The sequence below is a fragment of the Paenibacillus sp. DCT19 genome (assembly GCF_003268635.1).
In the GTDB taxonomy this organism is placed as follows: Bacteria; Bacillota; Bacilli; order Paenibacillales; family Paenibacillaceae; genus Paenibacillus.
This window is the reverse complement of record NZ_CP029639.1, coordinates 4,478,181-4,503,276: the sequence shown is the minus strand read 5'-3', so window position 1 is coordinate 4,503,276 and position 25,096 is coordinate 4,478,181. Positions and strand designations below refer to the sequence as shown.

General features: G+C 45.9%; 19 protein-coding genes, 4 pseudogenes and 1 other annotated feature. Of the genes and pseudogenes, 21 read left to right on the top strand and 2 right to left on the bottom strand.

Annotated elements, in window-relative coordinates; genetic code table 11:
- The first annotated feature begins 14 nt into the window (after nucleotides 1-14).
- The 3 genes from DMB88_RS20600 (at nucleotide 15) to DMB88_RS20590 (ending at nucleotide 1,824) form a co-directional block, all read left to right on the top strand.
- Nucleotides 15-275 carry a YggT family protein gene (locus DMB88_RS20600; protein WP_128104535.1) on the top strand — a complete coding sequence of 87 codons (261 nt, stop codon included), beginning with the start codon at nucleotides 15-17 and terminating at the stop codon, nucleotides 273-275.
- 15 nt (nucleotides 276-290) lie between these two features.
- Nucleotides 291-1,073, top strand: coding sequence for a YlmH family RNA-binding protein (locus DMB88_RS20595; RefSeq protein ID WP_128102842.1), 783 nt, complete (start codon nucleotides 291-293; stop codon nucleotides 1,071-1,073).
- A gap of 241 nt (nucleotides 1,074-1,314) precedes the next feature.
- Nucleotides 1,315-1,824, top strand: coding sequence for a DivIVA domain-containing protein (locus DMB88_RS20590; protein ID WP_056696170.1), 510 nt, complete (start codon nucleotides 1,315-1,317; stop codon nucleotides 1,822-1,824).
- Between the two features lie 58 nt (nucleotides 1,825-1,882).
- Nucleotides 1,883-2,173: a binding site (T-box leader), on the top strand.
- A gap of 157 nt (nucleotides 2,174-2,330) precedes the next feature.
- Here DMB88_RS20590 and DMB88_RS30310 read toward each other — a convergent pair.
- On the bottom strand, nucleotides 2,331-2,468 hold the full coding sequence (locus DMB88_RS30310) for a hypothetical protein (RefSeq protein WP_164848747.1): 138 nt from the start codon (nucleotides 2,466-2,468) through the stop codon (nucleotides 2,331-2,333).
- A 125-nt stretch (nucleotides 2,469-2,593) separates the two neighbouring features.
- On the opposite strand from DMB88_RS30310, the gene ileS reads away from it, so the two are divergent.
- Together ileS and DMB88_RS20580 are read left to right on the top strand one after the other, a co-directional pair.
- Nucleotides 2,594-5,692, top strand: coding sequence for an isoleucine--tRNA ligase (ileS, locus tag DMB88_RS20585; protein WP_128102841.1), 3,099 nt, complete (start codon nucleotides 2,594-2,596; stop codon nucleotides 5,690-5,692).
- A gap of 436 nt (nucleotides 5,693-6,128) precedes the next feature.
- On the top strand, nucleotides 6,129-6,470 hold the full coding sequence (locus DMB88_RS20580; RefSeq protein WP_128102840.1) for a DUF5665 domain-containing protein: 342 nt from the start codon (nucleotides 6,129-6,131) through the stop codon (nucleotides 6,468-6,470).
- A gap of 26 nt (nucleotides 6,471-6,496) precedes the next feature.
- Here DMB88_RS20580 and DMB88_RS20575 read toward each other — a convergent pair whose 3' ends face one another.
- Nucleotides 6,497-7,234, bottom strand: coding sequence for a TraR/DksA C4-type zinc finger protein (locus tag DMB88_RS20575; RefSeq protein ID WP_128104534.1), 738 nt, complete (start codon nucleotides 7,232-7,234; stop codon nucleotides 6,497-6,499).
- A 223-nt stretch (nucleotides 7,235-7,457) separates the two neighbouring features.
- Between DMB88_RS20575 and lspA the strand changes: the two genes are divergently transcribed.
- The 16 genes and pseudogenes from lspA to DMB88_RS20495 all read left to right on the top strand — a co-directional run bounded on the left by lspA (nucleotide 7,458) and on the right by DMB88_RS20495 (nucleotide 25,089).
- A complete protein-coding gene (gene lspA, locus DMB88_RS20570; RefSeq protein ID WP_128102839.1) occupies nucleotides 7,458-7,952 on the top strand; it encodes a signal peptidase II in 495 nt (164 codons plus the stop codon).
- A 46-nt stretch (nucleotides 7,953-7,998) separates the two neighbouring features.
- Complete coding sequence (locus DMB88_RS20565) at nucleotides 7,999-8,943, top strand: RluA family pseudouridine synthase (RefSeq protein ID WP_254438661.1); 945 nt, start codon at nucleotides 7,999-8,001, stop codon at nucleotides 8,941-8,943.
- Between the two features lie 108 nt (nucleotides 8,944-9,051).
- The gene (locus DMB88_RS20560; RefSeq protein WP_128102837.1) at nucleotides 9,052-10,305 is read left to right on the top strand and encodes an LL-diaminopimelate aminotransferase; all 1,254 of its coding nucleotides are present in this window, start codon (nucleotides 9,052-9,054) and stop codon (nucleotides 10,303-10,305) included.
- A 208-nt stretch (nucleotides 10,306-10,513) separates the two neighbouring features.
- Complete coding sequence (locus DMB88_RS20555; protein WP_128104533.1) at nucleotides 10,514-11,404, top strand: decaprenyl-phosphate phosphoribosyltransferase; 891 nt, start codon at nucleotides 10,514-10,516, stop codon at nucleotides 11,402-11,404.
- A 35-nt stretch (nucleotides 11,405-11,439) separates the two neighbouring features.
- Nucleotides 11,440-12,072: an HAD family hydrolase gene (locus DMB88_RS20550; protein WP_128102836.1), complete on the top strand. Its 633-nt coding sequence runs from the start codon at nucleotides 11,440-11,442 to the stop codon at nucleotides 12,070-12,072.
- A complete protein-coding gene (locus tag DMB88_RS20545; protein WP_251381236.1) occupies nucleotides 12,060-12,389 on the top strand; it encodes an EamA family transporter in 330 nt (109 codons plus the stop codon). Before DMB88_RS20550 ends, DMB88_RS20545 begins: the two co-directional genes overlap by 13 nt.
- Nucleotides 12,376-12,696 carry a permease gene (locus tag DMB88_RS20540; RefSeq protein ID WP_251381237.1) on the top strand — a complete coding sequence of 107 codons (321 nt, stop codon included), beginning with the start codon at nucleotides 12,376-12,378 and terminating at the stop codon, nucleotides 12,694-12,696. The genes DMB88_RS20545 and DMB88_RS20540 overlap by 14 nt, the downstream gene beginning before the upstream one ends.
- 81 nt (nucleotides 12,697-12,777) lie before the next feature.
- Nucleotides 12,778-14,079: a DUF6080 domain-containing protein gene (locus tag DMB88_RS20535; protein ID WP_128102835.1), complete on the top strand. Its 1,302-nt coding sequence runs from the start codon at nucleotides 12,778-12,780 to the stop codon at nucleotides 14,077-14,079.
- A gap of 629 nt (nucleotides 14,080-14,708) precedes the next feature.
- Nucleotides 14,709-15,259 (top strand): annotated as a pseudogene (gene pyrR, locus DMB88_RS20530) (bifunctional pyr operon transcriptional regulator/uracil phosphoribosyltransferase PyrR); the annotation flags it as partial.
- Nucleotides 15,260-15,269: 10 nt separating this feature from the next.
- Entirely contained in the window at nucleotides 15,270-16,181 is a 912-nt protein-coding gene (locus DMB88_RS20525) for an aspartate carbamoyltransferase catalytic subunit (RefSeq protein WP_128104530.1), read from the top strand.
- Nucleotides 16,182-16,289: 108 nt separating this feature from the next.
- Nucleotides 16,290-17,594, top strand: a complete 1,305-nt coding sequence (locus DMB88_RS20520; RefSeq protein WP_128102834.1) for a dihydroorotase — start codon at nucleotides 16,290-16,292, stop codon at nucleotides 17,592-17,594.
- 348 nt (nucleotides 17,595-17,942) lie between these two features.
- Nucleotides 17,943-19,081: pseudogene (carA, locus tag DMB88_RS20515) on the top strand (glutamine-hydrolyzing carbamoyl-phosphate synthase small subunit).
- A gap of 1 nt (nucleotide 19,082) precedes the next feature.
- Entirely contained in the window at nucleotides 19,083-22,301 is a 3,219-nt protein-coding gene (gene carB / locus DMB88_RS20510) for a carbamoyl-phosphate synthase large subunit (protein ID WP_128102833.1), read from the top strand.
- Nucleotides 22,302-22,484: 183 nt separating this feature from the next.
- Nucleotides 22,485-23,224 (top strand): annotated as a pseudogene (pyrF, locus tag DMB88_RS20505) (orotidine-5'-phosphate decarboxylase).
- Nucleotides 23,221-23,862, top strand: coding sequence for an orotate phosphoribosyltransferase (gene pyrE / locus DMB88_RS20500; RefSeq protein ID WP_128102832.1), 642 nt, complete (start codon nucleotides 23,221-23,223; stop codon nucleotides 23,860-23,862). Before pyrF ends, pyrE begins: the two are co-directional and overlap by 4 nt.
- Before the next feature lie 541 nt (nucleotides 23,863-24,403).
- Nucleotides 24,404-25,089, top strand: a pseudogene (locus tag DMB88_RS20495) (ABC transporter ATP-binding protein).
- Nucleotides 25,090-25,096: the final 7 nt, after the last annotated feature.

Below are 25,096 nucleotides of genomic sequence, written 5' to 3'. Positions count from 1 at the left end.
CTTTTTTGAGTCCGATGATCTTTAGTTTTTTGGATACATTGTTTAACATTTATTATTGGATGATCATTGCGTATATTCTGATGTCGTGGCTACCCAACGCTAGAGAAAGTTTCATTGGTGAGATGTTGGGTAAATTTGTAGAGCCATACTTAAGTCCGTTTAGAAGGTTTATCCCTCCTCTATTTGGGACATTGGATATTTCTCCAATCGTAGCGCTCTTTACGCTGACGTTAGTTCGTATGGGGCTATTCACAATTTTGGGCTATTTATTCTAGGCAGGGTGAGCACAGATGAGTGGTGAAATTTACGAACATTTTAGTCATGATGAACGAGACTTTGTGGATAAAGCCTCCGATTGGGTAGAACGTGCAGGTAAGTATCATGATATGAAACTTACTGATTTTCTTGATCCGAGACAGGCTTTTATTTTGCAAACGCTTGTGAATCGCCGTGATGATGTACAGATTCGTCTAGACGGCGGTTATGAAGCGGCTGAACGCAAACGGGCGTTGATCGCACCTGACTATCGTTATCTGGATGATGAAGACATGAGTATGCAGGTCATGAGTATCACGTCGGATGACCAGAAGATTAGTGAGCTAGAGCATGGGGACTATATGGGTGCCCTGCTCGGGCTTGGGATGAAGCGGGGTAAGATTGGAGATATCCAAGTGCTGGATGACGGATGCCACACTGTAGTGGCTGCGGAGACCGGCGCTTTTTTATCGCTTCAATTGAATCAGGTGCACCGTGTACATGTCTTCACAGAATTGTTGCCGATCGATCAGATGAAATGGTCAGCGAGCAAGCTAGACACGATGGACATCACGGTTGCTTCGCTGCGTCTGGATGGCATTTGTGCAGATGTCTACCGTTTAAGTCGCAGTAAAGTTCTGGTTCCAATCAAGGCAGGGCGCTGCCGTGTGAACTGGAAGGTGGAAGAGGATCCGTCCAAACCACTGAAGGCTGGGGACGTGGTCTCGATTCAAGGTTTTGGCCGTTTCAAGGTGCTGGAGCAGGATGGAATGACCAAAAAAGGACGCTGTCGCGTAAAAATCGGCAAATTTGCCTAAGTGTGTTGCAGGAAAACAAGCTTTCTTGTCGAAATGTTTAAAATAAAGGTGTAAAAAACATTCGATGTTTCCGATATACATTGAAGTGCAAAGGGTTATCCTAACCGATACAGATCACAAGTTGGTCTAGCCTTATACTCGTATAGGTTTCCACGGGATTCTGCATACGGATTCTTGGGTCGAACCCATATGCTGCAAACCTTCTCAAGCAGGGAAGGAACTTTTACAGGAGGTGGACAGCATGCCATTAACGCCGCTGGACATACATAACAAGGAATTTTCCCGACGCTTGCGTGGGTATGACGAGGATGAAGTCAATGAGTTCCTGGATCAAGTCATCAAAGATTATGAAGGCGTCATTCGCGAAAACAAAGAACTGAGCAATCAGTTGCTGTCCGTTCAGGAGAAACTCGATCATTTTGCGACAATTGAGGAAACGCTGAGCAAAACGATTATTATCGCGCAGGAAGCTGCCGATGATGTGAAGAATAACGCGAAGAAGGAAGCACAGTTGATCGTGAAGGAAGCAGAAAAAAATGCGGACCGCATCGTCAACGAATCTTTGGCTAAATCGCGCAAAATTGCTTTAGAGGTTGAAGAGCTGAAGAAGCAAGCTTCTATCTATCGTGCTCGTTTCCGTACACTTGTTGAGGCACAGCTTGAATTGCTGTCTCAAGATGGTTGGGAAGCGCTGGAGAGCCGGGAGCAGGAAGTCCGTGATCGGGAGCGGGAAATGAAGGAAATTTATTAGGTCACGCGCCTGGTTGACTTTTGTCTGCAAAGAGGCTATAACTATATTCATAATGAATAGTGATTCCATGACGGGTTCAGTACGTTATGATCTCATCCCTCAGAGAGTTGGCATACCGGTGCAAGCCAATGGATGAGTTATAGCCGAATATCTCCCCGGAGAAGTGACGCTGAAGCGGTGATACCTATGCCGTGCGTAAGCGAAACCGTGAGCCGAACGTTATATCGGCACCCTGCTGAAGTTAGCGGGGCATAAGCGCTGTTGATGACAGAGCATACCCAATCTTATTGGATGTGGTTTGTGATGAACAGAATTAGGGTGGTAACGCGAGCACAACCTCGTCCCTTTCCAGGGACGAGGTTTTTTTGTGTCTAAAAAAGGACGAACGTCCATGAGCCCCGCAGGGAGCTCAGGTAGAGAGCCAAGCGCCGTTCGAGCGAAGCGGACGGCACAAGGGTTCGCTAAGGCGAACGTCCATGAGCCCCGCAGGGGGCTCAGGTAGAGAGCTAAGCGCCGTTCGAGCGAAGCGGACGGCAACCGAACCCACGCAGTGAGGCTCTGCGGCGTTCACGTAGGGAACAAGCCGCAGAAGAGCCGCCGCACCGCACGAACAATACATCCCATAGCGCCGCAGACTGTCCCAAGACAACCCATCCCGGGTGTCTAGAGGGCGGAGCGCCTATGGGGTCCCCCTTGGCAATGGGGATTTAGGGGGATTGAAACGCTTTTGTGGACGGTCCACAATTTAACAACTGAAAGGATGACAATCATGCAACGAGTTGATGTCAAAGAAAAAGCGCGGGCTAGAGAGCTGCGCGTGTTAACCAAATGGAAAACAGAAAATACATTCCAAAAATCGATTCAGAACCGTGAAGGCAAGCCAAACTTTGTATTTTACGAAGGGCCACCAACAGCGAATGGTAAGCCGCATATCGGGCACGTATTAGGTCGGGTTATCAAGGACTTTGTAGGACGTTACAACACGATGAAAGGGTACCGTGTCGTTCGTAAAGCAGGTTGGGATACACATGGACTTCCCGTAGAACTGGGTGTACAGAAGAAACTGGGCATCTCTCACAAGTGGGAGATCGAGGATTACGGTGTAGAGAAATTTATCAATGAATGTAAAGCCAGCGTGTTTGAATACGAACAGCAATGGCGTGACCTGACAGAAGGAATCGGTTATTGGACAGATATGGATCATCCATATATCACGCTCGATAACAACTACATCGAGAGTGTATGGAACATCTTGGCGACCATTCACGAAAAGGGATTGCTCTATCGTGGTCACCGCGTTAGCCCGTATTGCCCTTCTTGTCAAACAACGCTTAGCTCCCATGAAGTTGCACAAGGGTATAAGGATGTTAAAGATCTGAGTGCTACGGCGAAATTTAAGCTTGATGACAGCGGTGAATTTGTCCTTGCTTGGACAACAACGCCTTGGACACTTCCTTCCCACGTAGCACTTGCGGTGAATCCGGATATGGACTACTCCCGTGTGCGTCAGGATAACGAAGTATATATCATGGCAACTAATCTTGTAGAAAAAGTGATGAAGGACTCCAAAGGGGAGTATGAAGTAATCGGAGCGCTAAAGGGTTCTGATTTGGTTGGCAAAACCTATAACCCTCCGTTTAATTACGTACAGGCTGAGAAAGCCAACATTGTCCTTGGAGCAAGCTTCGTAACAGATGCAAGCGGTACGGGTATCGTACACATGGCTCCTGCACATGGTGAGGATGACTACCGTGTATGCCGTGAGAATGGAATCAGCTTCGTGAACATGGTGGATCTGGAAGGTAAATTTGTTGCTGAGGTTACCGACTTTGCCGGACGTTTCGTGAAGGACTGTGATATTGATATCGTACGTTATCTGTCAGAGAATGGACGTTTGTTTAGCAAAGAAAAATATGAGCACAGCTATCCATTCTGCTGGCGTTGTGATACACCACTTCTGTACTATGCAATGGACAGTTGGTTTATCCAAACAACAGCGATCAAGGATCAACTCATCGCAAACAACAGTGAAGTAGAATGGTATCCAGGTCACGTTCGTGAAGGCCGTTTCGGTAAGTTCCTTGAAGATCTGGTGGACTGGAACATCAGTCGTGACCGTTATTGGGGAACTCCGCTTAACATCTGGGTATGTGAAGAGACAGGAGAACAATTCGCCCCACATAGCATCGCTGAATTGCGTGCTCGTGCGGTAGGGGACGTGCCTGAGAACTTGGAGCTGCACAAGCCGTATGTAGACGATGTGAAGGTTCTGAGCTCTTGTGGTAAATACGAGATGACACGTACGCCAGAAGTCATCGACGTTTGGTTTGACAGTGGATCGATGCCGTTTGCTCAACAACACTATCCGTTTGAAAATAAAGAGACTTTTGAGCAGCAATACCCGGCAGATATGATCTGTGAAGGTATCGACCAGACTCGTGGCTGGTTCTATAGTTTGCTGGCGGTTTCTACGCTTTTGACAGGCAAAGCACCTTACAAAGCCGTTATGGCAACAGGTCACGTCTTGGATGAGAATGGACAAAAAATGTCCAAATCCAAAGGCAATGTTATCGACCCTTGGGAAGTTATCGAAGAATATGGCACAGATGCATTCCGCTGGGCTTTGTTGTCTGACAGCGCACCATGGAACAGCAAACGTTTCTCCAAAGGCATTGTCGGTGAAGCTAAATCCAAAATGGTAGATACACTTGTCAACACACATGCATTCCTAACGTTGTATGCCACGATTGATGGATTTGATCCACAGGAGCATCCGTTCAAGCTCTCTTCACACAAGCTGGATCGTTGGATTCTATCCAGACTGAATAGTCTGATCCTGGTTGTAGAAAAAGCGCTGGCTGTGAATGATTACTTGAATTCCTCCAAAGCGATTGAAGCGTTTGTGGATGAACTGAGCAACTGGTACATCCGTCGTTCCCGTGACCGTTTCTGGGGAGCGGGATTGACAGAAGATAAATTGGATGCTTATCGTACGCTTACTGAAGTACTCGTGACTACAGCGAAGCTGGTGGCTCCATTTACGCCGATGCTGGCAGAGGATATCTATCTGAACCTGACTACAGGCGAGAGTGTGCATATGGAGGATTATCCGGTAGCTCAAGAGAATATGATTGATCTGAAGCTGGAACAGGATATGGAGACAGCACGCCGGGTCGTTGAATTGGCTCGTAACGTACGTAACGAAACAGGCATCAAGACACGTCAGCCATTGTCCGAATTGATCGTATCATTAGACAAAGGTTTCGACCTGGAAAGTTATGAAGAGATCATTAAGGAAGAGATCAATGTGAAGGGAATCCGTACAGAGAATGATGATGCGGAATTCGTTGACTTCTCCTTGAAACTGAATTTGAAAGTCGCAGGGAAGAAGTATGGTAAAAATGTTGGCTTCCTGCAGAATTTCTTCAAAGGCATGTCTGCTGACGAAACGCGCAAAGTGGTTACAGAAGGTGTACTGAATGTCGTTTCTCCAGAAGGAGAAGAGCTGCAAGTGACCCAAGAGGAACTGCTCGTAGATAAACATGCCAAATCAGGTTTTGCTTCTGCATCAGGTTATGGTTTGACAGTAGCGCTCAATACGGAAATCACAACAGAGCTGGAGCAAGAGGGCTGGGTTCGTGAAGTGGTGCGTGCTGTTCAGGATACTCGGAAGAAGCTGGATCTACCGATTGAGAAAAGAGTACGTCTGACACTAGACGTAGATGCTGAGCTTCAAGCAGCTATTCAGGCGTTTGATGATGTATTGCGTGAGAATGTCCTCGTAACCGAGGTTACATTTGCTAAAGTGGATAACATGGTACAGATCGAAGCAGGTGGCAAAACGTTCGGTGTTTATATCGAAGCGTAGTATCGTGAACAGAAGCTTGTGTAAAGGTGAAACAATTCATGATCTCAGTTACGATGGAGTAACCCTATTTTAAATGGGACAGAATATGCCCTAAAGCGCATGTTCAAAAAGGACGGTTTTCAGTACCGAGAAGATGGGATGAAGCTAGAAATGGAGTAGCGGAGCGTAGGCAGGACTACGTGAGCAACTACATTGTTTCTGAAGGAAACAACCTTCGTAAGCATCTACTTATTTCGGCTGAATTCAATCTTCGACGCAGAGATGCTCTTAGGCATCCTTCGTAATTAAAAGCGGACTTTTTGAACAACCTATTAAAGACAAAACGAGCCTTAGATGCAAGGATAATAATCCCTGTATCTTGGCTCGTTTGGTTTTTCGGCAAATGGGCAATGATTGCTATTGGGCAGTCACTCTACTCCAAAGGACTGAGCGAAACATGAATGATAAAGAAAAGCAAGATGCCTCACTCTCGTCAACGACGAAAGATGCGGATGATAAAATCGGAGAGCTACATACGCTGACCAATCGCATTGCTAATGAGCTCGAACGGTCACGTATTGCTCAATATACAGAGCTGTTAAACCGACCATGGAAATTAATCGGGCTTAACCTTTTATCTGGCACTGCACGAGGTGTAGGGATTGCGATTGGCTTTACCTTTTTTGCAGCAACGATCATTTATGTGTTACAGGTGCTCGGAGCGCTTAATTTACCTATTGTAGGTGATTACATTGCGGATATCGTAAGGATCGTACAACGTCAGCTCGAACTGAGCTGAGCACCTATTGAACGACGGCTCGAAGGTTAGTACAGATCGTCTGATGATGATTCAGGCTCAAGCAGGTTATCGCCTTCTCGGTTTTCTAAATACTGCCGATATTGCCGATTACGAACGATGGACACATCGTGACCATAGATGTCGGTTGCCACAAAGCTCTCATAAGCTTCAACACAACCTTCAATCTCATCGGTGGCTTCGATTGCCATAACGTCGTAACTATCAATGTCTCGTCCTTCAGCCATCGCCGGGGAGTTAGAGCTTCCCCAACTTTCAACGATCTGCCAAGCATCTTCGCCGTCGAATCCATTTTGATCCTCACGTTCATCCAAGCTGGTTCGACCAAATGCAGGCGCAAGAAATTCCTCTTCTACCGGTCGATTTTCAGAAACAACGGTTTCGGGTTGATGTTTTTTGCAGTATTTGGTGTAAGGAACCGCCTGCAAGCGTTCATAATCAATCGGTTGCTGGCAGACAGCACATATACCGTAATGTCCCTCTTGCATGGCATGAAGAGCAGAATCAATTCGCTCCAATTGGAACTCATCGTGTTCCAGCAAGGAAATATCTTTCTCACGATCATACATCTCGGTAGCTAAGTCACCGGGATGATTATCGATTGGAGATAATTCACCTGTCTGAAAGCGCATTGAATCCCCGAGGCCATAATGTTCGTTTTGCTTGAGCCTGTGCTCAATATCCTGCTTTTCAGTAATAAGCTGAGCTTGAAGGGATTGCAGTTGTTTGGCTGTAAAATGTGACATCATGTTCCCCCTTTCTGCTTCCGTGCGTAAGCCGGATGTGGACTCTATTGTAGGATGTACCATTGCGTACGGGATTACAGAAGGGAAATGTTATCGTTTTTACCAACCGATCTGCAGTACAGCGCGCCCGTGGACGATTTCTAAACAGCTGTGCTACAATGAACAAGTCTGGCGTTAAGCCTGGTATCGTTTGGAAAAGACAAGATCGGAGTGACAAACAAACGTGGTGTATTATATCCTCGCTTTTATCGTATTTTTGGTGGATCAGGGAACAAAATTCTTAATTGCAACTCGGATGGAACTAAGAGAGGAAATTCCGGTAATCGGCAATTTCTTTATCATCACATCACATCGCAACTCGGGTGCAGCCTTTGGCATACTGCAGAATCAACGTTGGTTCTTTATTGTCGTTACATTGGTTGTCGTTGTTGCATTGGTTTGGTATTTGCAAAAAGTAAAGAATACTCCGCACAAATTGCTGCCTGTAGCGCTTAGTTTAGTGCTCGGTGGAGCGATCGGAAACTTCCTTGATCGCGCATTAACCGGAGAAGTTGTCGATTTCGTGCAGCTTAATTTTGGAACCTACACGTTCCCTATCTTTAACATTGCTGATTCGGCAATCTGTATTGGTGTAGCACTGATCATCATCGAAACTTTGCTTGAGGGACGTCGAGAGAAAGCTGCTGCACAGGTTGAAAGGAATGAACACCATGAGTAATTTACACAAGGAAGAACACAATAATGAGAACACATCAATTGAGGAGATGCAGATGAATGTTGATGATGAACTCACAAATGATGAACGTATGGAGTGGACCGTTTCTTCTGAACATAAGAAAGAACGAATCGACAAATATATAACTGAATCTATAGATAATGTATCCCGTTCTCAAGTACAGCTATGGATATCAGAGGGGCATGTTACTGTTAATAGCGGTGTGGTCAAAGCTAATGCCAAACTGGCAGAAGGTGATCTTGTTGTGTTACAGATCCCTGAACCGAAAGCGGTCGAGATCATTCCTGAAGATATTCCACTTGAAGTTGTATATGAGGATAGTGACGTTATCGTCATTAATAAACCTCGGGGTCTTGTGGTGCATCCCGCACCTGGACATACTTCAGGTACGCTTGTAAACGCGCTAATGCATCATTGCAAGGACTTGTCAGGGATCAATGGAGAACTTCGCCCAGGCATTGTACATCGCATTGATAAAGATACGTCTGGTCTACTCATGGCTGCCAAGAATGATCGGGCGCATGCCTCATTAGCTGCACAGCTTAAGGATCATAGCGTCAACAGACGATATATTGCGCTTGCTCATGGTCATTTGAGTCATGATCAAGGTACAATTGATGCACCAATTGGGCGTGACACCAATGACCGTAAGATGTTTACTGTGACCGAGCGTAACAGCAAACATGCGGTCACTCATTTCAACGTGACAGAGCGGATTAACGACTATACTTTGCTGGAATTGAAGCTGGAGACAGGCCGAACCCACCAGATTCGTGTACATCTTAAATTTATCGGACATCCGCTTGTAGGAGATCCGATATATGGACGGAACAAAGGTATCAAAATGCAAGGACAGGCCTTACATGCTGCGATCTTGGGTTTTGTTCATCCGACAACTGGAGAGTATCTGGAGTTCTCTGCTCCGCTTCCGCAGGATATGGAAGATGTGCTCGCCTCATTGCGTAGTCGCTGACATCTCGTGAAAGTACAAATGTTCAGATACTTTGTCCATGGCTAAGCCTCCGCAAATGCTTCATATTAAAGTGTAGAAATTTGCGTCAAACGAGGAGATGAACACGTAATGAGTATCGATAAATATCAAGAAACGTACATTCAAACTAATTTTGCCGACCGCATTGGCGGCTCCAACTATGGTAAAGACACAAACATTTATAAATTTGAGAAAATCAAACGCGCCAAAGCTTCAGCTAAAAAGGATTTCCCTGATGTAGAGCTGATTGACCTTGGTGTAGGCGAGCCTGACGAGATGGCAGATGCAGGGATCGTAGCTGCACTGGCACAGGAAGCTTCCAAGCCGGAGAACCGTGGTTATGCTGACAATGGTATTCCAGAATTCAAGGAAGCTGCAGCAGCTTACCTGAAGAACGTATTTAACGTAGACGGCATTGATGCAGATACGGAAATCGTGCATTCCATCGGTTCTAAGCCTGCACTGGCTATGATGCCTTCTTGCTTCATTAACCCAGGTGATGTAACAATTATGACGGTGCCAGGATACCCAGTAATGGGTACGCACACGAAATACCTTGGTGGAGAAGTGTTCAACATTCAGTTGACGAAGGAAAATAACTTCCTGCCTGATCTGACAGCGATTCCTGAAGACATCGCTAAACGTGCGAAATTGCTTTATCTGAACTACCCAAATAACCCAACGGGTGCAAGTGCAACGGTAGAGTTCTTCACCGAGGTTGTAGAATGGGCGAAGAAATACAACGTAGTGGTTGTGCATGATGCTCCTTATGCAGCTCTTACGTATGATGGCAAAAAACCATTCAGCTTCTTGTCTGTGCCTGGTGCAAAAGACGTTGGTGTCGAGCTACATTCCTTGTCTAAGTCCTACAACATGACAGGCTGGAGAATTGGTTTCGTAGCGGGTAATCCGCTTGTTGTCAAAGCATTCAGTGATGTAAAAGACAACAACGATTCCGGTCAATTCATTGCGATCCAGAAAGCTGCTGCTTATGGATTGAACCACCCGGAAATCACAGAAAAAATTGCAGAGAAGTATTCCCGTCGTCATGATATGCTTGTTGCTGCATTGAACGAACTGGGCTTCCAAGCTGAAAAACCTAAAGGTTCATTCTTCCTTTATGTTGAAGCACCAAAAGGGGTAGTTGGTGGACGTCGCTTCGAGTCTGGGGAAGACTTCTCCCAATTCTTGATCCGCGAAAAATTGATTTCTTCTGTACCTTGGGATGATGCAGGTAATTTCGTTCGTTTCTCCGTTACCTTTGTAGCGCAAGGGGAAGAGGAAGAGAAACGTGTCATCGCTGAAATCAAACGCCGCCTGAGCGATGTGCAGTTTGAATTCTAATTGTAACTTTTAACTCAATACAAACATTTGTATGAATAAGATAGATCACAGAAGAGACCGGTAACGGTCTCTTTTTTTGTGTTTTAGGATAAATTTCCCTTTACAAAAATATACAAGCAACATATTATAAAGTCTTTACGTTGTTTTTATAGGTAGAAGTTGTTATTGAAGGGAGTTATGGAAATTGTTATCTTCACGTACAAACACAGTGTCCTCTAGTTCAGTGGGAACCGGTAACACAATTTCAGGATTATTGCGATTGTTAAGACCCAAACAGTGGACGAAGAATGGGTTATTATTTGCAGCATTACTGTTTTCCTTTGAAGAAATTCGCACGGAAACGGTTCTAACGACGATACTTGGTTTTATTTTATTTAGCTTGGTTGCAGGCTGCGTATATATTTTGAATGACTTTGTGGACAGAGAAAGGGATCAGCAACATCCGGTGAAGAAATTTCGCCCTCTTGCCTCAGGACAGGTGAATGGGGCGCATGCCCTTCTATTTGGTGCCTTGCTGTTGATCGGAGCAATAGGAACAGCGTTTGTGATCAATCCGTTATTCGGCGTATTGTGTATCGTGTACTTTATACTGAATGTGTCTTATTCATTTGTGCTGAAGCATCTCGTAATATTGGATATGATGACCATTGCAGCCGGCTTTGTATTGCGGGCGATTGCAGGGGGAGTGTTAATTCATGTTCCTTTTACACCGTGGTTTCTGATCTGCACACTGCTGCTTTCGCTATTTCTGGCCATTGGGAAACGGAGAAATGAGCTTACCCTGCTTGAAGGCAATACAGGCTCTCATCGCAAGGTTCTAGATAACTACTCAATAACCTTGTTGGATCAATTTAATACCATTGTCACAACAGCGACCATTATCAGCTACTCGTTATTTACATTTACGTCGGATCGAACGATACACCTTATGTGGACGATTCCTTTAGTTATTTATGGTATGTTCCGCTACTTGTATTTGATTCATATGAAGAACCAGGGTGGTTCACCGGATCGGGTGTTGTTTGAGGACAAGCCTATCCTCATTACCGTGATTCTGTATGTGATCAGTGTAATCTGCATTTTTGCTATTTTCGAATAAATGTTGTGATTTGTAGAGAGTGTAAGGGGATCAGAGTGAGAAGTACAAAAATTGCAATTTTTGATATTGATAAAACGATTATACGTACCGATTCCATGTTTCAATTCGTGCATTATGGTGTTCGGCGTTATCCAGGACAGTCGTGGAGATTGCCTGTGATTGCGCTACACACACTGATGTTCAAGGCAGGACTTATGAGTGTTGAACAAGTCAAACGCTCGTACTTTAAAGGCATTGAACGCATGACGGAAGAAGATCTGGCTCATTTTTTTGATTCCCGATTGCGTAAGGCCATCTTTGCTGAAGCCAGTGTGGAGATGCAACACCGCAAGGAGGCAGGGTATCATGTTTTGCTTGTTACAGCATCCCCACATGCGTACATGAAATACTTTGAAAATTTCCCTTGGGTTGATCATGTGATTGGAACAGAGCTTGTACGCCAAGATCAGGGATATACCTGTACCGTTGAAGGCTTGAATTGCAAAGGGGAAGAAAAAGTGCGACGCATACAAGCTTATCTCGATCAGAAGGGCATGGTTATTGACTACGATCAGTCCTGCGCTTACTCAGATTCTTTGTCTGATATGCCGGTGATGCAACTCGTCGCACAGCGATATTTTATCAACAGACATGTGCCAGAGACGGAGGCATTATCGTGGGGGAAATAAGAAGTCGCCACACAGGGAAGCTGCTAATGCTCATCTCTGCTTTTCTTACCGCAACCGGTCAACTGTTTTGGAAATGGGGACTGACGGACTGGTTTTTCTTGGGGGCGGGCTTTCTCTGTTACGGATTGGGTGCGATTTTGATGATCAAAGCCTTTGCGATGGAAAAGTTATCGGTTGCCTATCCTTTGATGTGTGCCAGTTACATTTTTGCACTGATCTATGGATATTTCCTACTCGGTGAAGATATTACCGTTCAAAAGCTGGCAGCTGTTGTATTGCTCGGAATTGGGGTGACATTGACCAGTGTTGATCGATAGCTGGATGGTTGTAGTGCTCATTGTGATGACGTTATGCGGAGCCATGGGGGGAGCGGGGTTGAAAGCCTATGCGACCAGCCGCAGACGAATACATGTATTCATGGGACTTGGCTTCTATGGTACAGGAGCGCTCCTGAATATTTTATTGTTGAAGTTTCTGCCACTGACGGTGGTATTACCTGCCAATGCCCTCACCTATGTGTGGACACTGTTCATCGCTCGATTTGCATTTAAGGAGACGGTTGGCACACTACGCTGGTTAGGCGTCATTTGCATCATGGGTGGATTATGTTTCCTTGTAATGTAGTCCGAAGACGAGTCTGGTTTAATTGCAGCTTGGGCTAATGCTTATAACATGTTTGTAATCAAAGAAATTGGATGTGAGTGCATGAAATTTTTAGAATACATATTTTACAATCGCAAAACGAATTGGGCAGCGCTTTACTTGTTCGTTGGTTTTGCTCTGTTTTACGGTGTAATGAATTTGGCATATGTAAGTTATATTTCGGAAAATGCAGCTCGTTTGGCAGTATACTCGCCATTTAGTACTCATCTTTTTCCGCTTAATTTATTCAATTTTGATCCATCAATGTATTACGGCACCAATAGCTCATCCATTATTCATCCGTTAATTTCATTTTTGGCTCTTGCCCTGGGCGCTGGAGCGCAGTTGTTAGGCGGCAATGGATTCTTTCTCGTGCTGCAATCTTTAATTAATGCTGCTTCCGTTGTATTAGTATTTATTTTTCTAAGTAAGAAGGACAGAACGATCACGGTACCGTTGCTTTTTGCGCTTCTTTTTGGTTTCAGCTCGTATTTGATGTTCACGGCTCTGATTCCTGACTCGTATCCCTATGTGCAATTTATGATTTTGTTATCTGTGGTTTATCTGCAATATTCCCGGGAACAGAATGAAGTTCGTGTTGTACCTCATGCTGTTCTGGCCACTGTGAATTTTGGATTGACGTCAACGAATATCGTTCCATTTGCTGCTGCATTGTTTGGGAATATGCGGACTTGGAGGAGCAAGGCTGGATGGACAAAATATATCGGCATTATGCTGCTCGCGGCTGGCTTGATCGTGGTATTTACCGTTATTCAATATGTATCTCTTGGTGGACGGAGCTGGGTAACCAACTGGTTGCTGGGTATTCAAAACGGAGGAACGAGTTATGCAACACCTTTTCAATTCGCCGTACACTGGAAAGCACTGAATCTATTAACCATCAATCCGATCTTGACGCCAAAAGTGATTTTGCTTGATCCGGGTATGGTTGCGTTTGTCACGGATCTTACAAGATCCAACCCACTGTATGTGCAAATTACCGGTGTATTCATCTTGCTTCTGGCTCTTACTGGAGTAATCAGAGGCATTCGGGAACGAGAAGTGTGGACACTTCTTCCTTATATTTTATTTGCGTTTTTGCTTCATATCGTTGTTGGTTTTGGACTCGCTGTATTCCAATATGACATGTATCTGTATGCTGGGCATTATTTGTTCGCTCTCTTCTTATTAGGTGGAGGATTTGTTATTGGTTTACGTCAGGGGTTAGGGAAAAAAATTCTGGTTGGCTTATTGATCGTAAGTATACTTATAACAGCAGGCAATAATATATATCGCCACATGGAGACGCTCTCGACCATCAAACAGTCCTATGAGCAACTAGGGAAGAAGGTTGTAGCTAAGTAGCAGAATTGGAATTAATCCGTTGATTGCTCTCCTTGAGATAATAAAAAGCGATGGAACCCATATACCGAAAAATATGTTGTCGTTCCGTATTATTGAATATATTCACATAACAATTTATAACCCTTTACCACACTGTTTATGTGGGAAAAGGGTTATTTTGGTGTACAGCCTTGAATAATTGCCTATGGATAAATATACAGATTTATTGTATAATTATGAATGACGAATGAAATGTAGTGTGCATGGATGTTTTTCAGCCCAAATGCTGATTCTAAGAGAATCACAGCAGAGGAATTTCGCCTGTTATGGTGAGGTGTTGACAGGGGTTGTCTTTCTGTCATAATTCATGAAGATAAAACGACCTGATGGATAACAGCACCCTGTGAGGTACTGCCAGATGGACGTCATGAATAGCACCTTTAAATCAGTCCCGTGAGACTGGCAAGGTAACGTGAACGATACGTCGTTTATTTGCTGCGGCAAATGAAGCGATGCATCCCCGAGAGTAAACTTTCTTCAGCGTAGACTGAAGTTCGGAGACTCCTTGCCATTAAACACGGCAAGGAGTCTTTTTTGTTCTCCTCGTCACGGGGCCATGATCTGAAGGGAATCCTGAGGAGGCTGAACGCATGAGCACAGAAACACATGTCATTATGGATGAAACGGCGATCCGCCGCGCTTTAACAAGGATTGCCCATGAGATATTGGAGAAAAACAAAGGAATCGACGGATGCGTACTTATTGGAATTCGCACACGGGGTGTATACCTTGCAGAACGAATTGCAGCCAAGATCGAAGAGATCGAAGGTACGCCAATCCCTGGGGAGAACTGGATGTAACTCCTTACCGTGATGATCGCCTTGATATAGCGGGCGAGACTCGGAAGGAACTTTTGATTATGACACCTGAATCACTTTCCATTCATAACAAAAAAGTGATTTTGTTCGATGATGTGCTGTATACCGGCAGAACGATTCGCGCAGCGATGGACGCTCTGATGGATTGCGGAAGACCGCAAAACATTCAACTGGCTGTTCTTGCGGATCGCGGTCACCGCGAGCTTCCGATTCGCCCTGATTTTATCGGCAAAAATGTGCCGACTTCCAAATCAGAGGAGATCGAAGTTGCACTCATGGAGGCAGATGGACAGGACGAAGTCAAAATCATTCAGAACCGGGGGAGCAAGCATGATGATTACACAACCAGCATTGAAAGATCGCAGCCTGCTAGGACTGAAAGAACTAAGTCGTGGAGAGATTGAATCAATCCTAAACAGAGCAGCTCACTGGGAAGCACAACAAGAGAAACTCGTTCCTGTTCTGGAATCACGCTTTGTCGCTAACATGTTCTTCGAGAACAGCACACGCACTCGATTCTCCTTCGAAATGGCAGAGAAACGATTAGGTGCTCAAGTACTGAACTTTACTGCAGCGGCATCCAGTGTAGAGAAAGGCGAGTCCATCTACGATACGGTGCGCACCCTTGAATCCATGGGCATTGATGCAGGGGTTATTCGCTTGAAGCCTTCAGGAGTTCTGCAGCAGCTGGCGCAAAAAGTTAATGTGCCACTAGTGAACGCAGGAGACGGCAATAACGAGCACCCAACACAAGCTTTGCTCGATCTGTATACGATGCGCAAAGCGTTTGGTGAGCTGAAAGGCCTGCGTGTTTCCATCATCGGAGACATTAAGCATAGCCGGGTCGCTCGATCCAACCTGTGGGCGTTACAGAAGTTTGGTGCAGATGTACGGTTCTGTGCTCCAGAAACGATGCAGGCACCTGAACTGGCAGAGCATGCTCCATATGTAGAGCTGCAAGATGCTTTGGATGCGGATGTAGTCATGATGCTTCGGGTTCAACTCGAACGTCACAAGCAAGGAATTATTACCTCAGCAGAGGATTATCGCGAACACTACGGATTGACGGAAGAACGGGCAGCAAGTCTTAAACCAAGCACCATCATTATGCATCCAGCACCTGTAAACCGTAACGTCGAAATTGACGACGCGGTTGTCGAAAGTGCGGCATCGCGGATTTTCCCGCAAATGGCGAACGGAGTTCCAATCCGCATGGCGGTTATGGAACGTGCGATGAAGCTGTAGCAATGTTGGGCTCAAGGGCGAGAGTTCTTATAGAGCAATAGAGCGTAAACGATAAACCAAATCATCCGGCTTCTAGGAAGTCGGACAGAACCGAAGCGGAGGGCAATCATGGTACAGATTATTAAAAACGCAAATGTCTTGAATCAAAAAGGGGAACTTGAACGGAAAAGCATCATTATAGATGGAGGAAAGATTCAAGCCATCGTTGGAGTGGAAGACGAGGCAGTACTAAGTGCGGAAAAATCAGCTGAACGTGTAACGGATGCTTCAGGAAAACTGGTTATCCCAGGGCTGATCGACATGCATGTGCATCTGCGCGAACCGGGATTCGAACACAAAGAGACGATCGAAACAGGCGCACGGTCAGCGGCACAAGGCGGTTTTACTACGATTGCATGTATGCCCAATACCAGACCTGTAACCGATAATCCGGATACCGTGAAGCTGGTACTGGATAAAGCGAAGGAAGCAGACCTGGTTAAAGTACTGCCATATGCGGCGATCACCAAAAATGAACTTGGTCGTGAACTTACCGACTTTGCCGCGCTGAAAGAAGCGGGTGCGATTGGATTCACAGATGACGGAGTAGGCGTACAAAATGCTCAAATGATGAAGGACGCCATGACACTCGCAGCAAGCATGGATATGCCGGTTATTGCCCACTGTGAAGATGATTCACTAGTTGTGGGTCGCTATGTGACCGAAGGGGAATTCTCCAAACGTCACGGCATCAAAGGTATTCCGAATGAATCCGAAGCGATTCATGTAGGGCGGGACATTCTGCTTGCTGAAGCAACAGGAGTTCACTACCATGTGTGCCATGTTAGCACAGAACAATCGGTTCGTTTGATCCGCTTGGCGAAGTCCATCGGCATCAAGGTAACCGCTGAGGTATGTCCGCACCATTTGCTCCTATCCGATGAAGACATTCCGGGCATGGACTCTAACTGGAAAATGAACCCACCGTTACGCTCACCACGCGATGTGCAGGCTTGCATTGAAGGCTTGCAGGACGGAACACTGGATATGATCGTAACGGATCATGCACCGCATAGCGAAGAAGAGAAAGCAAAAGGCATGGAACTGGCACCATTCGGAATCGTCGGTTTCGAAACAGCTTTCCCACTCCTCTACACAAAGTTTGTGGAGACAGGAATCTGGACACTCGACTTCCTGGTTAAACGGATGACTGCTGATCCAGCAAGAGTATTCCGACTGGATACAGGTAAGCTTGAAGAGGGTGCTCCAGCCGACATTACGATGATTGATCTGAATCAAGAAAAAGCAGTTGATCCATCTACATTTGCCACCAAGGGAAGAAACACACCGTTTACAGGATGGAAGCTAAAAGGCTGGCCTGTACAAACGTGGGTAGATGGCAAAAGTGTATGGAATAACACGGTTCAACAGTAAATTGGTAAATTACTGAACTATTCTACAAATGTTAACGAGTAACATCTTTAGAACTAACTAACTCGAGGCAGCTTATGCCGAGAGTCCAATATAAGAAACAAGCACACGTTGAATGCAGTCTTTTGAACTTTGAGCTCTACATTAGCTAACGAAGTGGACAGAAAAGACCCGAAGAAGCAAAGCGTTCGCCTTTATCACCGGATTACATCAATTGAAAAATTGATAAAAAGTAATCCGGGATAACAGCGATCGAAGGGTTTTCTGTCTACGAAGTCCCACGCGAAGGGGAGCTACAAGTTCAACCTAAATGACATTCAACCGTTGATAAACACAGAGGAGTGAGATGGGATGGCACAGGCGAGATTATTGTTGGAAGACGGCACACTGTTCACTGGTAAAGCGTTCGGAGCTGAAGGTGAAACTACAGGTGAGGTCGTTTTTAATACGGGAATTACAGGCTACCAAGAGGTGCTTTCGGATCCTTCTTATTGCGGTCAAATCGTAACCATGACGTATCCGTTGATTGGTAACTACGGAATTACACGTGATGACTTTGAGTCGATTCGTCCATTTGTACACGGCTTCGTAGTACGTCGTCATGAGCCGACGCCAAGTAACTGGCGTGCAGAGTACAGCGTAGACAATTTGCTCAAAGAGTACGGCATTGTAGGTATCAGCGAAATTGATACTCGCATGTTGACTCGCCGGATTCGCCACCACGGCACGATGAAGGGAATTCTCACAACAGGATCGAAGCCTGTGGAAGAACTGCTGGAGATGATGGGTGATACAACAATTGCTGAGCTGCGCAACCAAGTTCCACTGACGTCGACTCCGCATGTGTACAATAGCCCAGGAACGGCTGAGCGCATTGTGTTGGTAGACTATGGTGCAAAAACAGGGATCTTGCGCGAACTTAGCAAACGTAACTGTGACGTAGTTGTTGTTCCTCATGATGTAACTGCAGACGAGATTCGTCGCTTGAACCCAGACGGCATCCAGTTGTCCAACGGCCCTGGGATCCAAAAGATGTACCTCACGCGGTTAAAATGATCAGTGAGTTGCTTGGCGAATATCCGATCTTCGGCATCTGCCTGGGTCACCAACTTTTCGCTCTTGCAGCAGGAGCAGATACAGAAAAACTGAAATTCGGACACCGCGGCGGAAACCATCCGGTGAAAGAACTTGAAAGTGGACGTTGCTTCATCACTTCTCAGAACCATGGTTACACGGTGAATGAGGATTCTGTGAAGAACACTGATCTGGAAGTAACACATATCAACAATAACGACAAGACCATTGAAGGTCTGAAACATAAAACGTTCCCAGCGTTTTCCGTACAGTATCACCCGGAAGCAGCGCCAGGACCTTACGATAACAGCTATCTGTTCGATCGCTTCATCGAGATGATTCGTGAGCACAAAATCACTAACCCACCACAGCCACGTCAAGCCGTATTGGCAGCTGCAGTGAAAGGAGCGCAATAACATGCCGATTAACAAAGACCTCAAAAAAATCCTGGTGATTGGTTCCGGACCAATCGTCATCGGTCAAGCGGCCGAGTTCGACTATGCCGGTACGCAAGCTTGCCAGGCGTTGAAAGAAGAAGGCGTGGAAGTTGTCCTCATCAACAGCAACCCTGCAACGATTATGACCGATACAAACATGGCTGACAAAGTGTATATCGAACCAATCACATTGGATTTCGTAACTCAAATTATCCGTCAAGAGCGTCCAGATGGATTGTTGCCAACACTGGGTGGTCAAACCGGTTTGAACATGGCGGTAGAACTTGCGCGTGCAGGTGTACTGGAACGTGAAAATGTGAAATTGCTGGGTACACAGCTAACTTCAATCGAAAAAGCAGAAGATCGGGACTTGTTCCGTGACCTGATGCGTGAACTGGAGCAACCTGTACCTGAGAGTGTAATCGTAACAACACTGGAAGAATCACTAGATTTTGCAAATGAGATTGGTTATCCGATCATCGTTCGTCCTGCCTACACACTGGGTGGAACAGGCGGCGGAATCTGTGCGAATGAAGAAGAATTGCGCGAAACGGTAGCTGCAGGTCTTCGTTACAGCCCAATCGGGCAGTGTTTGGTTGAGAAAAGCATTGCTGGTATGAAAGAAGTCGAGTATGAAGTTATGCGGGACAAAAACGATAACTGTATCGTAGTCTGCAACATGGAGAACTTTGACCCGGTTGGCGTTCATACAGGTGACAGTATCGTAGTAGCTCCGAGTCAAACGTTGTCTGACCGTGAATACCAAATGCTGCGTTCGGCTTCCTTAAAAATCATCCGTGCCCTCAACATCGAAGGTGGATGCAACGTACAGTTTGCACTAGATCCGCACAGCTTCCAATACTATGTAATTGAAGTTAACCCACGGGTAAGCCGTTCATCCGCGCTTGCTTCCAAAGCAACGGGTTATCCGATTGCCAAAATGGCTGCCAAAATTGCTATGGGATACACATTGGATGAGATCGTGAACCCGGTAACAGGTCAAACCTACGCTTGTTTCGAGCCTACACTCGATTACATCGTAAGCAAAATTCCGCGTTGGCCGTTCGACAAATTCACATCAGCTAACCGGAAGCTTGGTACACAAATGAAAGCAACGGGCGAAGTTATGGCGATCGGACGGACATTCGAAGAATCCATTCATAAAGCGGTTCGCTCCCTGGAAATCGGCGTACACCGTCTATACCTGAAAGAGGCGGAAACACTTGATGAAGCAACGCTGAACGAGCGTCTGATCAAAGCGGACGATGAGCGTATGTTCCTGATTGCTGAGGCATTCCGCAGAGGATACACTTTGCAACAATTGCAGGATCTGACTAAGATTGACTGGTGGTTCCTGGACAAAATCGAAGGCCTCATCAAATTCGAAGATCGTATTCGTGAAGAATCCGAACTGTCATCCGAAACATTATATCAAGCGAAGCGTCTTGGATTCACAGACCGTGCGATTGCTGAATTGCGTGCTCAGGGTCAACCTGGAAGCACATTGACAACAGAAGCTGAGGTAAGAGCGCGTCGTGAAGAGGAAAACCTTCGTCCGGTATACAAAATGGTAGATACATGTGCGGCAGAGTTCGAAGCAACTACGCCTTACTACTACTCGACATACGAAACAGAGAATGAAGTACTTCCTTCGGATAAGAAAAAAGTAGTTGTACTTGGCTCCGGTCCGATCCGGATTGGTCAAGGGATTGAGTTTGACTATTCAACAGTACACGCGGTGTGGGCTCTGCAAAAAGCAGGCTATGAAGCGGTAATTATCAACAACAACCCGGAGACGGTGTCTACGGACTTTAATACATCAGATCGTCTGTACTTCGAGCCACTGTTCTTCGAGGATGTTATGAACGTAATCGAACAAGAACAACCGGTGGGCGTAATCGTACAGTTTGGTGGCCAAACGGCAATCAATCTTGCAGCACCACTGCGTAATGCAGGTGTAACGATCCTTGGTACGGATCTGGAAAGCATCGATGAAGCGGAAGACCGTAAGAAGTTCGAGCATCTTCTCTCCCGTCTGGAGATTGCACAGCCAAAAGGTAAAACGGTCACTTCAGTGGATGATGCAGTAGAAACAGCTCAAGGTCTCGGATATCCAGTACTCGTTCGTCCATCGTACGTACTTGGTGGTCGTGCCATGGAGATTGTATACTCCGATGCTGAATTGCTGACATACATGGAGCAAGCAGTTAAGATCAACCCAGAGCATCCGGTTCTGATTGACCGTTACATGCTGGGTAAAGAGGTAGAGGTAGACGCGATCTGCGATGGTGAAACGGTACTCGTTCCAGGAATCATGGAGCATATCGAACGCGCAGGGGTTCACTCTGGTGACTCCATCGCAGTATATCCGCCACAACACTTGTCCCAGGATCTGAAAGAGAAGATTGTAGAAATTACAATCAAAATTGCGAAAGAATTGAAAACCATTGGTTTGGTGAATATCCAGTTTGTCATCCATGATGGCCAAGTGTATGTGATCGAGGTGAACCCACGTTCATCCCGTACCGTACCATTCTTGAGTAAAGTAACGAACATTCCGATGGCTAACCTGGCAACACAAGCTATTCTCGGTGTGAAACTGAAAGATCTGGGTTATGTGGATGGTCTCTGGCCTGAAACGGATCATGTATCGGTTAAAGTTCCAGTGTTCTCCTTCGCGAAGCTTCGTCGTGTAGAACCAACGCTTGGTCCTGAGATGAAATCTACAGGTGAAGTAATGGGTCGTGACCCGAATTACGCTAAAGCGCTGTTTAAAGGTCTTATCGGAGCAGGTATGAAAATTCCAGCAACAGGAGCAATTGTGGTTACTGTAGCGGACAAAGACAAAGACGAAGCAGTGCCTTTGCTTGAAGGTTTCTACAGATTGGGTTACAAAATTATGGCTACAGGCGGAACGGCAGCAGCTCTCGAAGCAGCCAACATTCCGGTAACGAAAGTAAACAAATTAAGCGAAGGTTCACCGAACATTTTGGATATGATCCGCAGTGGTGAAGCGAACTTTGTGTTCAACACCTTGACCAAAGGTAAAACTCCACAGCGTGACGGATTCAGAATTCGCCGTGAAGCGGTAGAGAACGGTGTTGTGTGTATGACTTCATTGGATACGATCGGTGCCCTGCTGAAAATGCTGGAAACGATCAACTTCTCCTCTGAGGCTATGCCAGCCTTTGTAAACTAAAAAGTGAATGTTCAAAAAGGATGGTTTTCAGTACTTAGAAGAAGCGGACTTTTTGAACAACCTCTAATAAGACAGATTTGTCACTGATGAAGGACATCAGTCAACCTCCGGGTTGGCGGGATGTCCTTTATATCGGGCAAAAACACCAAAATTAAGCCATACAGGCAGAGGAGTTGCTGCGAAATGAACCATCCTGATTTCAACCAGCTGGCAGGACGTTTAATGGTTGCACTGGACTATCCTGGAGCGGAACAAGCAAAGGAACTTGTACAGTCCCTTGAAGGGATCCCTTGTTACCTCAAAGTTGGCATGCAGTTGTTCTACGCAGCAGGGCCAGAATTCATTCGAGAGTTGAAGTCCAAAGGATATTCGGTATTCCTTGATGTCAAAATGCACGACATCCCGAATACCGTGCGCGGAGGGGCAGAGAGTATCACTCGTCTTGGAGTAGATATGTTCAACGTGCATGCAGCCGGGGAACAGTCATGATGCGAGCAGCTCGTGATGGCGCAGAAGCTGCACTGTTGGCTGATGCTTCACTGACGAGACCAGAGATCATCGCGGTTACGCAGCTTACCAGTACAAGCCAAGAAACGATGAATACAGAAATCGGTATTGATGGCTCAGTTGAAGCGACGGTTGTCCGTTATGCTAGTCTTGCCCATGAATCAGGGCTGGATGGTGTTGTAGCTTCTCCTTTGGAAGTACCAGCCATTCGAGCGGCGTGTGGAAGTGAGTTTCACACCGTCACTCCAGGTATTCGCCCAGCAGGAAGCGGTCTCGGAGATCAGACACGTGTGTTGACTCCTGGAGAAGCGATCGCTAGAGGTAGTCATTATATCGTCGTAGGAAGACCGATTACAGGTGCCCCGAATCCGCGTGAAGCGGCAGAGGCTATTTTGAAGGAGATGTTAAACGCATGATTACACTTAACGAGATTCCGAATCATATTGCTTCCCAATTGTTGAAAATCAAAGCTGTAGCGCTCCGTCCACAGCAACCATTTACGTGGACATCCGGCATCAAATCGCCAATTTATTGTGATAACCGTCTGACGATGTCCTATCCTGAGATTCGTGAGGACATTGCAGAAGCTTTTGCAACGATTATTCGTGAACAATATCCGGAAGCGGAAGTCATTGCGGGGACAGCTACAGCAGGTATCCCTCACGCGGCGTGGGTAGCTCAGAAACTGAATCTGCCAATGGCCTACATTCGTGATAAAGCCAAAGGACATGGTAAAGAAAATCTGATTGAAGGTTTGATTCAGGAAGGTCAGAAGGTTGTAGTCATTGAAGATTTGATCTCAACCGGCGGAAGCTCCATTAAAGCCGCACAAGCCGTACAAGATGCTGGCGCAACACCACTCGCCGTACTTGCTATTTTCAGCTACCAGTTGGATAAAGGTATCAAAGCCTTTGAGGAAGCAGGAATTCCACTGCAAACCCTGTCCAATTATACAGCGCTGATGGATGTGGCTCTGGCTCAAGGAACGATTCAAGAGAGCGACTTCGCATTGCTTAAATCCTGGCGTGAAGATCCTTCTTCTTTTGGTAAATAATATCATATAGGCACAAAAAAGTAGTCCTTACACGAACGGTATCAAAATTGTAACGATTGCTGGTATACAGGCAAATTCCACCGTTTAGTATGAAGCATCCCACACTTTGGGGTGCTTTTTTGTTGTTCTCTACAGAATATTAACTTTTTCTCTGGAACGTTGTAAAAAGCTTGTAACTTTTAGTTGTGATTCGTCGTTTATAATGCAGTGTAGTATGGAATAGATTTCTAGTTTTAGAGTCTTCATGAAACGACCGGAATGTGAAGAGAGGATGAGTGTGATTGCTGGCATGAAGAAGTTATTTTCCAAAATCAAATCAGCCAAAAGCCAGCCAGGGAATGAGCCTGATATCGGGGGAACACAGCAGCCGGAGTCTGCCCAGCAGCAAGATCAAACCTACATAAGCGAAGCAGAGATTCAAGTGAAGGAGAGCCTCTCAGATGAGAGTCTCACTGAACAGAACGAATCTAGCTCCGATGAACTGGCAGTTGCTGTTGCTGCTCAAGACAAGAAACCCAAAACTGTGAAGAAGCGGGATTTGTTGCCTCCATATGATGGGCCTGTGCTGGAAGTGCGTAATGTGCACCGTAGTTTTCAGACAGGAAGCCGAATTATACATGTGCTCAAAGGCATTGATATGGAAGTCAACCCACAGCAGCTTGTGATGCTGAAAGGCCGCTCCGGCTCTGGTAAAACAACACTCCTTAATATGCTTGGTGGGCTGGATCAGCCTTCTAGCGGTGATATCCTGTTCTCTGGCCAGCCTCTGCAAGATTGGGGAGACAGGCGGCGTACGGCGTTACGACGTAAGGAAATTGGATTTATTTTTCAGGCATATGCGCTTATGCCCTTATTATCTGCTTGGGAAAATGTAGAGCTGTCGCTGCGAATGGCTGATGTGCCTCGCTCGGAATGGAAGGAACGAGTAGGTCATTGTCTTGATCTGGTTGGTCTGACCAAACGGGTGAAGCACCGACCATTTGAGATGTCCGGGGGGAACAACAACGGGTCGCTATTGCCAAAGCCATTGCACATCGACCGAGATTGTTGCTTGCGGATGAGCCGACAGCTGAACTTGATTCCAAGATGGGTGCACAAGTTATGGCTGTATTTCGCAATATTATTGAAGTAGAACAAGTAACGATATGTATGACTACACACGATCCTACGATTCTGGAGGTTGCGGACCATGTTTATGAAATGGCGGACGGCAGATTTATCAAGTAAAGCTGCC

Excerpts from the sequence above, each read along its gene's own strand:
- DMB88_RS20600 (WP_128104535.1), top strand. The coding sequence starts at position 15 with ATGATCTTTAGTTTTTTGGATACATTGTTTAACATTTATTATTGGATG.
- DMB88_RS20595 (WP_128102842.1), top strand. The coding sequence starts at position 291 with ATGAGTGGTGAAATTTACGAACATTTTAGTCATGATGAACGAGACTTT.
- DMB88_RS20590 (WP_056696170.1), top strand. The coding sequence starts at position 1,315 with ATGCCATTAACGCCGCTGGACATACATAACAAGGAATTTTCCCGACGC.
- ileS (WP_128102841.1), top strand. The coding sequence starts at position 2,594 with ATGCAACGAGTTGATGTCAAAGAAAAAGCGCGGGCTAGAGAGCTGCGC.
- DMB88_RS20580 (WP_128102840.1), top strand. The coding sequence starts at position 6,129 with ATGAATGATAAAGAAAAGCAAGATGCCTCACTCTCGTCAACGACGAAA.
- DMB88_RS20575 (WP_128104534.1), bottom strand. The coding sequence starts at position 7,234 with ATGTCACATTTTACAGCCAAACAACTGCAATCCCTTCAAGCTCAGCTT.
- DMB88_RS20565 (WP_254438661.1), top strand. The coding sequence starts at position 7,999 with ATGCAGATGAATGTTGATGATGAACTCACAAATGATGAACGTATGGAG.
- DMB88_RS20560 (WP_128102837.1), top strand. The coding sequence starts at position 9,052 with ATGAGTATCGATAAATATCAAGAAACGTACATTCAAACTAATTTTGCC.
- DMB88_RS20535 (WP_128102835.1), top strand. The coding sequence starts at position 12,778 with ATGAAATTTTTAGAATACATATTTTACAATCGCAAAACGAATTGGGCA.
- DMB88_RS20525 (WP_128104530.1), top strand. The coding sequence starts at position 15,270 with ATGATTACACAACCAGCATTGAAAGATCGCAGCCTGCTAGGACTGAAA.
- DMB88_RS20520 (WP_128102834.1), top strand. The coding sequence starts at position 16,290 with ATGGTACAGATTATTAAAAACGCAAATGTCTTGAATCAAAAAGGGGAA.
- carB (WP_128102833.1), top strand. The coding sequence starts at position 19,083 with ATGCCGATTAACAAAGACCTCAAAAAAATCCTGGTGATTGGTTCCGGA.
- pyrE (WP_128102832.1), top strand. The coding sequence starts at position 23,221 with ATGATTACACTTAACGAGATTCCGAATCATATTGCTTCCCAATTGTTG.